The sequence below is a fragment of the Paenibacillus methanolicus genome, from assembly GCF_008124765.1.
GTDB lineage: Bacteria > Bacillota > Bacilli > Paenibacillales > Paenibacillaceae > Paenibacillus_Z > Paenibacillus_Z methanolicus.
This window is the reverse complement of record NZ_VNHS01000002.1, coordinates 719,716-732,624: the sequence shown is the minus strand read 5'-3', so window position 1 is coordinate 732,624 and position 12,909 is coordinate 719,716. Positions and strand designations below refer to the sequence as shown.

General features: G+C 62.1%; 10 protein-coding genes. 9 read left to right on the top strand and 1 reads right to left on the bottom strand.

What is annotated here, in order from left to right; genetic code table 11:
• The first annotated feature begins 145 nt into the window (after positions 1-145).
• The 7 genes from BCM02_RS08270 to BCM02_RS08240 all read left to right on the top strand — a co-directional run bounded on the left by BCM02_RS08270 (position 146) and on the right by BCM02_RS08240 (position 7,970).
• Positions 146-1,309 (top strand): extracellular solute-binding protein, encoded by a 1,164-nt coding sequence (locus tag BCM02_RS08270; protein WP_148928571.1) that lies wholly within the window; start codon positions 146-148, stop codon positions 1,307-1,309.
• A 3-nt stretch (positions 1,310-1,312) separates the two neighbouring features.
• Positions 1,313-3,004 (top strand): ABC transporter permease, encoded by a 1,692-nt coding sequence (locus tag BCM02_RS08265; RefSeq protein WP_148928570.1) that lies wholly within the window; start codon positions 1,313-1,315, stop codon positions 3,002-3,004.
• The gene (locus tag BCM02_RS08260) at positions 3,001-4,221 is read left to right on the top strand and encodes an ABC transporter ATP-binding protein (protein ID WP_148928569.1); all 1,221 of its coding nucleotides are present in this window, start codon (positions 3,001-3,003) and stop codon (positions 4,219-4,221) included. The genes BCM02_RS08265 and BCM02_RS08260 overlap by 4 nt, the downstream gene beginning before the upstream one ends.
• Before the next feature lies 1 nt (position 4,222).
• Complete coding sequence (locus tag BCM02_RS08255; RefSeq protein ID WP_187434070.1) at positions 4,223-4,861, top strand: metallophosphoesterase; 639 nt, start codon at positions 4,223-4,225, stop codon at positions 4,859-4,861.
• Between the two features lie 43 nt (positions 4,862-4,904).
• Positions 4,905-5,840, top strand: coding sequence for a LysR family transcriptional regulator (locus BCM02_RS08250; RefSeq protein WP_148928567.1), 936 nt, complete (start codon positions 4,905-4,907; stop codon positions 5,838-5,840).
• Between the two features lie 111 nt (positions 5,841-5,951).
• Positions 5,952-6,815, top strand: coding sequence for a hypothetical protein (locus tag BCM02_RS08245; protein ID WP_148928566.1), 864 nt, complete (start codon positions 5,952-5,954; stop codon positions 6,813-6,815).
• Between the two features lie 186 nt (positions 6,816-7,001).
• On the top strand, positions 7,002-7,970 hold the full coding sequence (locus BCM02_RS08240; RefSeq protein WP_148928565.1) for an alpha/beta fold hydrolase: 969 nt from the start codon (positions 7,002-7,004) through the stop codon (positions 7,968-7,970).
• Positions 7,971-8,177: 207 nt separating this feature from the next.
• Here the strand turns inward: BCM02_RS08240 and BCM02_RS08235 are convergent, their stop codons facing one another.
• Positions 8,178-9,236 carry a glycoside hydrolase family 53 protein gene (locus tag BCM02_RS08235; protein WP_148928564.1) on the bottom strand — a complete coding sequence of 353 codons (1,059 nt, stop codon included), beginning with the start codon at positions 9,234-9,236 and terminating at the stop codon, positions 8,178-8,180.
• A 217-nt stretch (positions 9,237-9,453) separates the two neighbouring features.
• Here BCM02_RS08235 and BCM02_RS08230 point away from each other — a divergent pair, with 217 nt between their 5' ends.
• Both BCM02_RS08230 and BCM02_RS08225 read left to right on the top strand, forming a co-directional pair.
• A complete protein-coding gene (locus BCM02_RS08230; RefSeq protein WP_148928563.1) occupies positions 9,454-11,175 on the top strand; it encodes a sensor histidine kinase in 1,722 nt (573 codons plus the stop codon).
• A gap of 102 nt (positions 11,176-11,277) precedes the next feature.
• A complete protein-coding gene (locus BCM02_RS08225) occupies positions 11,278-12,834 on the top strand; it encodes a response regulator (protein ID WP_148928562.1) in 1,557 nt (518 codons plus the stop codon).
• Positions 12,835-12,909 lie beyond the last annotated feature (75 nt).

The window sequence follows — 12,909 nt, the reverse complement described above, 5'->3', positions numbered from 1 at the left end:
ATCGCCATAGAAAAATTCTATGCGCTCCTCAATATCCATCAACTTCTTTTAATAATCTCTTCGCTTTTCGTTGATCATCGCGTTACACAACGCCTGTACGCTTAACGTGTAGAGGGATAAGGAAGATCAATCGGGAGGGTATACGATGTTGAACCACTATCGAAACAAAAGCATGACCTTGGCGACCGCGATCCTGTTGACCATGGCGCTGTCGGCTTGCGGCAGCACGAACAATGCCGCGAGCAACGACGCCGCGGGCAACAACACGGCGGGCGGCAACGCCGCGGCAGAAGCGGCGGAGAGCACGACGGGGGCCGGCGGCAACGCGGGCGCGGCCGAGGCTGGCGCGACTAACGCGGCGTCGAACGCGACGAAATCGGACGAGCCGCTCGTCGTCTACTTGAACGATTTCGACGAGATCATCAAGCCCATGTTCGAGGAGGCGACCGGCTACAAGCTGGAATTGGTGACCGGCAACGGCGCGGAGCTCGCTTCCCGGATCGAGGCGGAGAAGGGCAATCCGCATTGGGACGTGCTCTGGATGGACTCGATGCCGATGATCGATCAGCTCGGCAAGAACGGCCAGCTGCTGGAGAACTGGACCCCGTCCAATCAGGATGGCCTGACAGACTTCGCCAAAGGGTTGATTCCGGCGTCCGGCGCCTACTATCCTACCGGCGCGCATGCGGCTTCGGTCATCGTGTACAACACGAAGGCTTACGACGCGGCCAGCGCGCCGAAGACGTGGCAGGAACTCGCGGACGCGAAATTCAAGGACGCGGTCGGCATGGCCGATCCGGCCGTCGCCGCGCCGGCTTACCCGTTCGTCGCGTGGTTCTTCCAGTCGCAGGGCACGGAAGCGGCGCAAGGGTATTTCGACAGCCTCATGAAGAACGGCCTGCGCGTCTATCCGAAGAACCCGAACGTCGCGAAGGCGCTTACCGGCGGCGAGATCAAGGCGGCCGCGCTGCAAGAGAGCAACGCCTATACGCTGAAGGCGAAGGGCGAGCCGGTCGACGTCATCTGGCCGGCGGAAGGCGCGCCGGCATCGGTCCGCGTCGCCGCGATCCAGAAGGAGACGAAGCATGCCGACGCGGCCCAAGCGTTCGTCGAGTTCCTGCTTGATCCGAAGACGCAGCAGGCGCTCATCGACCAGGGCGAAGAGAGTTATTTCGAGCCGTCGGCGCAAGGCGTGAAGGCGAAGGCGGACCGCGCGGCCGAAGCCAAGCTGGTCGTTGCCGAAGCGGCATGGGCGGGCGAGCACGAAGGCGAAATCAAACAATGGTTCGCGGATCAAGCGGTGAAATAATCGATGCGCGCCCTGTTCAAACAAGGCGACCGGTTGGGCTGGCTTATGCTGGCCCTTCTCGTCGTTCTCATCCTCCTTCCGCTTGCCGCCGTCGTCGTCCAGGTGCTGCTGCCGGGCGTCTTCTTCGGCCGCTTCGCGTTCGGCGACTTGTCGCTTCTGCTCGATATTTTCAAGCGGCCGCTCTGGTTCGCCTCCTTGAAGAATTCTCTAATGCTCGGCGTCGGCACGACCGTGCTGGCAACGCTGCTCGGCGGCGCTCTGGCCGCGATCCGCGCGCGCTGGGCGTTCGCGGGCGCGCGGCTGCTGGACATCGCCGTCTGGCTGCTGCTCGTGACGCCTTCGTTTATTCTCGCGCAAGGCTGGGTCATGTTCGCCTCGGCGGACGGACTCGCGGCTTCTTGGCTCGGTTGGAACTGGCTTCATGGTCTCGTGTTTCAGCCGGCTGGCCTCATCGCGGTCATGACGCTGAGCAAATTCCCGCTCGCGTATTTGGCGGTTCACGGGGCGCTCGCGTGGAAGGCGAGCCGCCTCGGAGACGCCGCGCGCATGTCCGGCGCCTCGCCGTGGACGGCGTGGCGGACGATCGAAGCGCCGCTGCTGCTGCCGGCCATCGCATCGGGCGCGATGCTCGTGTTCGTGGATACGGTCGGCGATTTCGGACTTCCGGCTTCGATCGCGACCGTGTTTCGGTTTCCGACGCTGCCGTACTCGATCTACAGCGCGCTCTACACGTCGCCGATCCGGTTCGATATGGCAGGGGCGCTGTCGTTCTACCTCGTGCTGCTCATCGTCTTGGCGATGCTCGTGCAGATGCTGGCGCTGCGCAAGGCGCGGTTCGATTTTCTATCGTCGCGGGCGGTCAAGAACGAACCGCGGCGTCCAAGACGAGGCGGCTGGCTGCTGGCGACCGGCAACGCGCTGTTTCTGGCAGCGGCGCTTGGCATCCCGCTCGGCGCAAACGCGCTCATGTCGTTCACGGGCAGCGCGGACGCGGGCGGCATGACGCTGGCGCATTACAAAGCGCTGTTCAACGAGAACGGCACGCTGCTGACCGGATTGCTGCATTCGCTCGAGATTGCCGCGGCGGCCGCCGTCTTCGCGCTGCTGATCGGTTTTCTCGTCGCTTACGTGCTGACCTATTCGCAATTCAAGTTCCGCCGGACGATCGACGCCATCTCGCTCGTCTCGCTGGCGGTGCCGGGCATCGTGCTCGGCATCGGCTATATATTCATCTGGAACCAGTCGTGGCTCGAGCATATCGGCTTGCTGCTGTACGGCACGCCGTGGATTCTCGCGCTGGCAGGCGTCGCGGGCGCGATCCCGGTCGTCACGCGGATGATTACCGGGGCGATGGCCCAAGTGCCGGGACAGCTGCTGGCGGCGGCGCAGATGCAGGGAGCGGGCTTCGCGCTGCGGCTGCGGACGATTCTCGCGCCGCTGACGAAGGGGGCGCTGCTGTCGGCCGCGCTGACCGCGTTCGGTTCGAGCGTCTTCGACCTGGCGATCTCCTCGATCCTCTATCCGCCGAATTACATGACGCTGCCGGTCGTCATTAACAAAGCGTTCGAGGATTTGAAGTTCGGCTATGCCGCGGCGGCGACGCTGACCGGGGCAGGGCTTGTTATCATCATCATACTCGCGCTGGAGCTCATCGTGAGGCCGGCGCGCAGATCGGAAAGGAAGACGGCGGCATGAGGAAGCCCATATTGGAAGCAGTCGGGCTTGGCAAGCGGTACGGCAAACAGGCCGCGCTGCAGGGCGTCGGTTTTGAAGTATACGCAGGGGAAATCATCAGCGTGCTCGGCCCGTCGGGCTGCGGCAAATCGACGCTGCTTCAGCTCATCGCGGGGCTTGCGCAGCCGGACGAAGGCGAGCTCCGCATGCGCGGGGCGGTCATCGCGAACGCCTCGCGAAGCGTCCCGCCGGAGAAGCGGGGCATGAACATGGTGTTCCAGGATTACGCGCTATGGCCGCATATGACCGTCTTCGATAACATCGCGTACGGCCTGCGGAGGCAAAAGAAAGCGGAAGCCGCCATTCGCGCGGAAATCGCGGAGCTCGTCCGGCTGCTGCATCTGCAGGGGCTGGAGGACCGCCTGCCGCCGCAGCTCTCCGGCGGCCAGCAGCAGCGGGTGGCGATCGCCCGGGCGCTGGCGACGAAGCCCGACCTGCTGCTGCTGGACGAGCCGCTGTCCAACCTGGACATGCGGCTGCGCATCGAGATGCGCGCGGAGATGGCCTATCTGTTCCGCCGCCTGGGCACGACGGTATTCCATGTGACGCATGATCCCGACGAAGCGTTCTCCATGGCGGACCGGATCATCATCATGCGCGCGGGCGGAATCGACCAGATCGATACGCCGCAGACGTGCTACCGGCGGCCGGCGACTCGCTCGGCGGCGCTGCTGCTCGGCGCGGGCAATCAGCTGCGCGGCCGGGCGCTGCGGCAGGACGGCTATGTCTCGGCGCTGGTGGACGGCGTCGAGATCCATGGGGTAACGGCCTCTGGCAGGGAGATTGTCCCCGGGGAAGAGGTATCGGTGCTGTGGCGACCGGATGCGGCGCAGTGGAGATCGGATTCCGTCTATGCGAAGGAAAGGGTCGAAGCGGTGACCTCCGCGCGGACGGAAACGGCGGCTGCGCTGGAGGCAGGGTCGAATTCGAATGGCCGGGAGGCAGGCGCAATTGCAGCGGCCGAGACGATGGCGGAGGTTTCCGATGGCGCAACCGCGCTGCCCGTCCGCATCGTGCACAGCGTGTTCGAAGGCGGCCATTGGCGGGTGCTGGCCCGGACGGCGGAAGGCCAGCAGCTGGCGTTCCTCCATGAAGATCCGCTCGCCGCGGGCGCGACCGGCCGTCTGCTGCTGCAGGCGGAGAGCGCGTTCATCTATCGAATCGAAGAGGAAGGGTAATATGAGCGGTTCTCGTTTGTTCGCGATTTCGGATATACACGGTCACGTCGAAGGGCTTCGGCTGCTGCTAAAGCAGGCGGGCTATCGGCCGGGCCAAGACGCGCTCGTGCTGCTCGGCGATTACATCGACGCGGACCCGGCGACTTACGCGGCGCTGCGGGATATACGCGAATTGGTGGCGGAAGGCGCCGTGGCCCTCGCGGGCAACATGGAATGCGCGCTGCTCGAGCGGTGTTCCCGCGATGACGGCGGAGAGGAGCTCGTGAGCAAGGCCATGCTGCAGTTCGCGAAGGCGCTCCCGCTCTATCATCGGCAGGGCGGCTACGTGTTCGTCCACGCGGGGCTTCGTCCGGGCGTGCCGCTAGAGCGGCAGCTGCCGCGCGATCTCATCGGCATCCGCGAGGAATTTTGGATGACGCCCTATGCGGGGGAGGAGCCGGTCGTATTCGGCCACACGCCCACTCGCCGCATAGGCGCGGCGCCGGGTGAGCTCTGGCTTGGCGCGGGCATGATCGGCATCGATACGGGCGCGAAGCACGGCCTGCGGCTCACCTTGGTGGAGCTGCACGGTCGGATGGCTTACTCGTGCGGAACCGGTCACGGGAATCGATACAGCGATTACCGGTGCGTGACTTGGTAGCGCTCAAGCAACTCACAACGCGATTCAGAAACGGAGGCGAAGCGTGAACATCAACCTGCTGAAATTCCAAATCGTGGAGCTGGTGGACAAACACCGCCGCATTACGGCCGTGGCGGATCTGCTCGGGCTGAAGCAGCCGACCGTCACGTACCATATGAAGACGCTGGAGCAGGAACTGGGCGTAAAGCTGTTCGAACCGCGCATGGACAAAATCATCCTCACCGAAGCGGGCAAGGCGCTGCTCCATTACGCGTCCAAAATCAACGCGCTCGCCGCGGAGGCCGAGCGAGTCGTCGGCGAATTCGGCGCGCTTGCCCGGGGAACGCTTCGGATCGGGGCCAGCTACGTGCCGGCTACCTATATGCTTCCGCGCGCGCTGAGCAGGTTCGCGGCTCATTTTCCCGGCGTTACCGTCCAAGTCGCGGTTAAGCCGTCGCCGATCATTCAGCAGATGCTGATGCAGCACGAGATCGATCTCGGCGTCATCTCGACCGAGCCTCTCCAGCTGCCGCCGCTCGCGCTGCGGACGATCTGCGAGGACAAGCTGGTGCTCATCTGCGCGCCCGGACATCCGCTCGAGGCCTACCCGATGCTTACGCCCGCGCTTATTTCTACCGCTAATCTAATCTTGCACGGCAAAGACTCGAGCACGCGCCAGATGACCGATCGCTGGCTTGCCATGTGGGGCATCAAGCCGCAGAGCCATCTGGAGCTTGATTCGCTGGAGGCGATCAAGCAGGCGGTCATGCAGGGCGGCCACGCGTCGTTCATCTCGAAGGTGGCCGTCCAAAGCGAGGTCGAACGCGGGCTGCTGGTCGCAAAAGAGATCCCCGAGTTCCAATATTCGCGGAGCATCTGCTGCGCGTATAACCGGGATCGGCATGCGTCGGACCTGCTGCATCATTTTATCGGCTACTTGACGCCGGCTATGACCGAGTCGCCGGCGGCCCCTGTAAAGGAAGTATTGGAGCGCATATAGTTTTTCTTTGCAAATTTAATGCAATGGCCGATCGCGCTTCATTCCCGATTGACAAGCCGCTTATATCCTTAACATGTAAGCGAGAAACCAATCGACAAGGGAGCTGAAGTAATGAAAGCACGGACATGGACGAAAAGAGCGGCTATTATGCTGATGGGAGCGGCGCTGCTCGCCCCGGCGCTTCCGGCGTCAACGCCAGCGCAGGCGGCCGGCGCGAACATGACGCCAAGTTACGAGGTAAAGCTGCTGCTGAACCCGAGCCTCGTGCTGGGCGCCGACCATAAGCCGACCGCGGCGCTCAAGAATGCGTTCGCGCTCGGCTCGGCTGCTGCGCTCGGCGTCGAGTACTTCGATACGGACGAGCTGGATCTGAACGGCGAAGGCTGGGACGTGCGCTTCCGCAAGAAGGCCAGCAAGAGCGAGTTCGAGATCAACTACAAGAAGCGGTACCCGATCGTAAACGGAGACGTTAACGCCGCGCTGACGCAGGCCAATCAAGACGGCTTCGACGCGGGCGACGACGATTTCGAAGCCGAGATCGACTGGAACTACGGCAAGCAGACGCTCAGCATTTCGACCGAAGAGACGAAGAGCGCTTCGGGATACAGCGGCACGACGCTGCCGTCGGAGTCGAAGGCGCGGAGCATCGCGGTCGACAAGATGCCGGGCGAGCTGGCGGACTGGAACGAGGACGGCTGGGGCGAGGATACGCTGGAGGATTCCCGCGCGCACGGTCCGATCACGGTCAGCAAGCATGAAGGCGAGTTCGGCGGCGTCGAGACCGACTTGGAAATTTGGCCGATCCGCAATGCCGCCGGCACGGGCACCGAATATATCGTGGAAATTTCGTTCAAGACGGACAGCGCGTCCGAGGCGACTTCGGAGCGTACGGCGCTGATCAACTATTTGCAGAGTAAAGGCTGGCTCGTCACGGCCGATTCGCTTAAGACGCAGCTCATCCTCAATCGCTATTAAGAAACAAGAACGTCATTCATCGAATCGACGCGGCAACCCGCGCTCGCCGCATGCGAGCAGCGGGTTGTTCCGCGTGCATGCGGCGTTCTCAAAATAGGAAATATCGCTGCTCTTAAATTCTCTTTTTCGCGGGAAGCTTCGCCTTTATGATGAGTCGTAGAAGAAGACTTGCGCGAGGTGAGCGAAATGAACGGAATCGAAGCCAAAGATCGCGCGCTTCGCGGAGCGCTCGCGATCGCGGGACTGCCGCTCAGCGCGGTGCAAGCGGCGTTATCCCGCTATGACGCAACCCGGTACGGGCCGGTGGGCGAGCTGGTGCCGTGCGGCGACGGGCAGCTCCACGCCATCGTAACCGGATCGGGCGGCCCGACCGTTATTTTGGAGTCCGGCATGGGCGGCTGCTCGCTCGACTGGACGCTCGTGCAGCCGGCGCTGTCCAAGTACGCGACCGTGCTTGCTTACGACCGCGCGGGCTTCGGTTGGAGTTCCTCGGCATCCGGCGTGCCTACGTGCGCTGGGAGCGTAGAGGAGCTGAGGGAGCTGCTGCGCGGACTTCATCTGGCGCCGCCTTACCTCTTGGTCGGGCATTCCTACGGCGGGATGATCATGCAGCTGTTCGCGGCCGCTTATCCGCAAGACGTGATGGGACTCGTGCTCGTCGACGCCGCGCACGCGGGCAGGTTTGCGCTGCATGCCGATAGCGACGCGCGTAGGGCGGAACGCGCCAAGCACCGAAGCCGGCTGCGGCTCGGGTATCTGCTCGCGCCGCTCGGCATCCCGAGGTACATGAAGCAGTGGATCGGCACGAAGCGGTTACCCGGCGATGCCGGACGGGCCGTCCGCTCGCTCGGCTACCGAAGCAGCGCGTACAAGACGGCCTACGCGGAGCTGATCGGGACCGCGGATAGCGCAGCGCAACTCGAACGAGCGCCGCGACTGCCGCCGCATTTGCCGGTCATCGTGCTGACGGCCGGACGGCAGACTGCCGAATGGCTGGCGAGCCAGCGGGCGCTCCTGCGGTTGACGGAGCGGACGAAGCAGATCGTCGTCCCAGACAGCTGGCATGCGATCCATATCCATCAGCCGCGGGCCGTCATCGAGGCGGTCGCGGGACTCATCAGCGCGGGCGTGGCGGGCGTCATGATGGAGGAGTAGAAGTTGGACGCCGCCATAATCGATTCCGCTGAGCGAAACGAATAAGGCAGACCACGAGGAAATCACGTGGTCTGCCTTATTTGCGTTTGTTCTATAGATTATCCGCCCGGCTACGGCCCGCTTTTTCGCCGAATCGTTGAAAAAGTATCGGTTTTCGTTGCTAACCTCGATGACGCGCGCCGCGAGGGACGTTTTACAATGAAGAGATTAGTTCAGGAATCCGTCGAGCGCGATCGTCGGCTTGCCATCGGCCTGCCAAGCGCCTTTGTTGTAGCCGCCGTTGTAGCCCGGCGTCGCTTGCGGTTCCCAATAGAACACGCCGAGTCCTTTGCCGCCGGAGATGTTGCGCACTTTCGTCTTGATGTCGGCGATGAAGCTTTTTGCGGCGGCCGGCTGATTGTATTCGAGGCCGATTTCGGAAATCATGACGCTTTTGCCGTATCGGCTGATCATATTATTCGCATTGCTGATCGTCTGCGTCACCTTGGCGCTCCAATCCGTCGCGCTCGGGTAGAGGGACATGCCGATGATGTCGAAGGTCGCGCCGTTCGCGATCAGGCCGCCGATATTCCAGACGAACAGCGCGTTATCGTAGCCGTTGGCCAGGTGGACGATCGTTTTGGTGGATGGGAAGATGCTCTTGACCGCGTTGTTGCCCGTGTTGACAAGCCAAGCGTAGTTCTTCATGTTCACCGAAGCACGGCCGTCGCTCCACAGCATGCCGTCGTTCGTCTCGTTGCCGACCTGCACCCAGTCCGGCGTGACGCCCGCGGTCTTCATCGTGTTCATGACGTAGACGGTGTGCGACCAGACCGCGTCCATCAACTGCGTGAAGTTGTAAGCTTGCCACGCGTACGGCTTCGTCTGCTGGCCCGGATCGGCCCACGAGTCGCTGTAGTGCAGCGTCAGCATGACGCTCATGCCGAGCGCCTTGGCGCGCTTGGCGAGCTTCGCCGCCGTGTCGGCGTTCATGTAACCGTTGAAGTAGTCGCTCATATTCGGATTGACCCAGACTCGCAGGCGCACCGAGTTCATTTGGTAATCGTTCTTCAGAATTTGCAGAATATCTCGCGTCGTGCCGTTCTTGTCCTTCCATTTGTACCCTTGCGCTTCCATCCCGGCGACCCAGCTAATATCGGCGCCTTTGGCGAACGTGGGCGCGGCGGCGGCTTGATGGCCGGCGGTGTACGGGAACGACGTGGTGAGCAGCAGAGCGGCGAGCAGCAGCAAGAACGGCTTCCATAACCTTTTGGAATGTTGAGACATGATGATTCCTCCTTTTGAACGGTGGGGTGGTTATCGGTTATTAAGGTCGCGACCTTCCGACAATTCAAATTGTAAGCGCTTTGATAACGCCGCTATAGATGAGGGCATCAACGTTTTGTTATACTAATGCAACAATTTCCATCGTTCGCGGCGCCGATGGGCATAATAAGCACGGGAAGACCGCGGGGATACGAACGGCCGGGGAGCGACACCGAAGATGAAGCGATACATGCCTTTTACGTACAAAATGATGCTGCCTTATCTGATTCTCGTCCTGTTGACGGATATCTCGATCGGGTATATCTCCTACACGATGCTCATCCAATCGCGAACCGAGATGGCGGAGACGAACATCCGCACCGCGATGGAGCAGTCGCGCAACAATATGACGTACAAAATGGACGAGATGCAGCGCATCTCGGACACGCTGTTCAGCAGCGTCCCGTTCCAGCGGGCGGTCCAGACGCGCGGCGAACCGCTCGAGATGTATTGGACGATGCTCGACGAGATCGTGCCGCAGCTGCAGGCGCCGCTCAAGCTGTACGGGAACAGCCTGCGGCTCATGCTGTTCACGATGAACGACGATCTGAACGCGGTCGAGGGCGATCCGGTCGCGGCGCCGATTCAGAAGAGCGATTATTATATCCTGCCGGCGCAGCGGCTGGCCGAAAGCGAGGGCTACCGCGAATTCCGCGAATTGGGCAAGGACAATACGTGGGTGCAGCTGGATTCGGACGAGCGGCTGGAGAACATTTCGCATCTGCGCAAGCTGGTGTCGTACAGCGATTACTTGACGGTCATCGGCTATGTGCGCATTACGACGCGGCTGGATGATCTGCTCGGGGATTTCAACGCGTTCCCGCTCGATGACGGCATCGTGCTTCGCTTGCAGGAGACGACGACCGGACGGACCGTGTTTCAGCGGGGCGAATCGGGCTCGAACCCGGGGGAACGTTCGCTGACGCTGATCGAGCCGATTCCCAGAACCGGTTATTCGATCGAGACGCTCGTGCCGTATTCGTATTTGAAGAAGGACGCGGGCAAGCTTCGTAATTCGATCATGCTCGTGTGCGCGGCCAGCTTCGCGGTCATGGCGTTCATCGGGGTCATCGTGGCAAGGCTGTCCGGACGCAAGATGAATCGCATCGTCAAAATGCTCCGTTCCTTCCAGGAGGGCAGCTTCCAGAAGCGGATTCGCTTCAGCGGCAGCGACGAATTCGTGCAGATCGCCGACGCGTTCAACGTCATGGCCGCGAACATCCAGGAGCTGATCAACCGCGTGTACGTGCAAGGGCTGCACAAGAAGCAGGCGGAGCTCGAGGCGCTGCAGGCGCAGATCAATCCGCATTTCCTCTACAATACGCTCTCGACGATCAGCTCGCTGGCGAACCTCGGGGAGACGCGCAAGGTGACGGAGATGGTGAAAGGCGTGGCGAAATTTTACCGGCTGACGCTCAATTCCGGCAAGGTGTTCATTCCGCTGGGCAAGGAGGTCGAGCAGGTGGAGACGTACCTGGATATCCAGCGGGTGAAATACGCCGACGCGTTCGCCGTCTATATCGATATCGAGCCCGGCATCGAGGACGTGCAGGTGACGAAGCTCATTCTGCAGCCGTTCGTCGAGAATATTTTCAAGCATGCGTGGTTCGGAGAGCGGATCGCGATCCGGATTACCGGAAGAAAGGTCGGCGAGTCGATCGAGCTGAAGGTCATCGACAACGGCGTCGGCATGAAGCCGGAGACGGTGCGCGGGCTGCTCGTCGGTCCTAGCCAGTCGGACAGCTACGGACTGAAGAACGTCAACGAGCGGATTAAGCTGCGCTACGGGGACGAATACGGCGTCACGATCAAAAGCGTTTACGGCGGCGGCACGACGGTGCAGCTGCTGCTCCCGTTCGAGCATCGCGAGGAAGCTGGCGCAGAGGAAGCTGCCGGATGATCGGCCGGATATGACGGATATGACGGATAAGCGGGAGCGTAAACGCGACGTCTTCGCGGCGGCGCGCGAATGGTGGATTACAGCAAGCGAGGTGCATACAGAATGAATATTTTGTTGGTGGACGATGAGGCTATCGATCTGGAATGGCTGCGGCGGAGGGTGGCGGGCAGCCACTTGAACGTGCAGGTCGTCGGGACGGCGAACAGCGGGTTCGCGGCGCTCAAACTGATGGAGGAGCAGCATGTGGACGTCATTCTATCGGACATCCGGATGCCGATCATGACGGGGCTGGAATTCGCACGGAAGGTGAGGGAGCTGCACCCGCTCGTGCAGATCGTCTTCATTAGCGGGCATGAGGATTTCGGCTATGCGAAGGAAGCGATGCAGGTGAACGCGGCGGGCTATCTGCTGAAGCCGGTGGACGACAACGAGCTGCACGAGATGCTCGAGAATTTGAGCGCGAAGCTCAGCCGGCAGCGGGAGCAGGACCGCTCCATGTCCGAGGCGCTCTCGCTCGTCAGCCAGGAGCTGCTGCTGCGCTGGTTTCAATCCGGCGACGGGGGGGCGGTGGAGCCGCATATCCGCGACTATTTGCATCCGTTCCTGCAGGCGGGCGCGACCGTGGCGGCGATGGAGATCGACGATCTGGAGTGGCGGGTGCCGGAAGAGGAGCGGGCCAGCGCGGCGCGCCGGATCGAGCTGCTGATCGCGGGCTTGGTCCAGGAGCGGGCGCTCGGGACGCTGCTCATGAGCGGCGCCTCGCGGTTCATCCTCGTCTCCTCCGTGCCGGAGGAGCGGCTGACGGCGATGCTGGAGGAGTTGATCGGCGCCGTGCGGAGCGGATCGCCGCTTACGATTACGGTCGGTCTTGGCCAATACACGACTTCGCTGACAGGGCTGCACGAATCGTACCGGCAAGCGCAGGCGGCCGTCAGCGCGAAGTGGCTGCTCGGCAAGAGCCGGCTCATTCGCGACGGCGCGGCCTCCTCGCCGCGACCTGCGCTGGGAGCGAGCGACGACGAAGTCGTCGACCGGATGCTGGAGGCGATCCTCGAGTATGATCTTGTCGCCATCGACGATTGCTTGCTCCAGCTGTTCAACCGCGACGTCTCCGGCAGCCGGAAGAGCGAGATCTACGACCTCATCATCCGCATCACCTCTAAGCTGCACGCGGATTTGCAGCGGCAGGGCGAGAACCTGTACGAGCTGCTCCAGTGGGAGTCGCACCAGCCGGTTATGCTGTTCCAATTCGAGACGATGGGCGACGTGCTGTCCTGGCTGCGCCGCCGGTTCTTCGAGTTGTCCGAGATGCTGTACGCCAAGAAGCAGCGCCAGAAGCGGAAACTGATCGAGGAAATCTACCGCTACGTCGACGATCATCTCGAGCATCGCGTCACGCTGAAGGAGGTCGCGGCGCATTTCGATTTCACGCCGAACTACCTGGGACACGTGTTCAAGGAGGACACCGGCCGGCACTTCAGCGATTTCCTGAACGAGCGCCGCATGAACCGCGTCTGCGAGCTGCTGCGCGACCCGCTGCTCAAGGTGTACGAGATCGCCGAGCGGGTCGGGTACAAGAACATCATTTACTTCAACCGCCAGTTCAAGCAGGCGATCGGGATGTCGCCGGGCGAGTACCGGAAGAAGCATAAGATATGAAGAGAGACCCGCGTCCGGGAGGATGCGGGTCTTTGGCTATACCGGGCAGATGGACGGTCGGGCGCACGGCGCATC

Excerpts from the sequence above, each read along its gene's own strand:
- BCM02_RS08270 (WP_148928571.1), top strand. The coding sequence starts at position 146 with ATGTTGAACCACTATCGAAACAAAAGCATGACCTTGGCGACCGCGATC.
- BCM02_RS08265 (WP_148928570.1), top strand. The coding sequence starts at position 1,313 with ATGCGCGCCCTGTTCAAACAAGGCGACCGGTTGGGCTGGCTTATGCTG.
- BCM02_RS08260 (WP_148928569.1), top strand. The coding sequence starts at position 3,001 with ATGAGGAAGCCCATATTGGAAGCAGTCGGGCTTGGCAAGCGGTACGGC.
- BCM02_RS08255 (WP_187434070.1), top strand. The coding sequence starts at position 4,223 with ATGAGCGGTTCTCGTTTGTTCGCGATTTCGGATATACACGGTCACGTC.
- BCM02_RS08245 (WP_148928566.1), top strand. The coding sequence starts at position 5,952 with ATGAAAGCACGGACATGGACGAAAAGAGCGGCTATTATGCTGATGGGA.
- BCM02_RS08240 (WP_148928565.1), top strand. The coding sequence starts at position 7,002 with ATGAACGGAATCGAAGCCAAAGATCGCGCGCTTCGCGGAGCGCTCGCG.
- BCM02_RS08235 (WP_148928564.1), bottom strand. The coding sequence starts at position 9,236 with ATGTCTCAACATTCCAAAAGGTTATGGAAGCCGTTCTTGCTGCTGCTC.
- BCM02_RS08230 (WP_148928563.1), top strand. The coding sequence starts at position 9,454 with ATGAAGCGATACATGCCTTTTACGTACAAAATGATGCTGCCTTATCTG.
- BCM02_RS08225 (WP_148928562.1), top strand. The coding sequence starts at position 11,278 with ATGAATATTTTGTTGGTGGACGATGAGGCTATCGATCTGGAATGGCTG.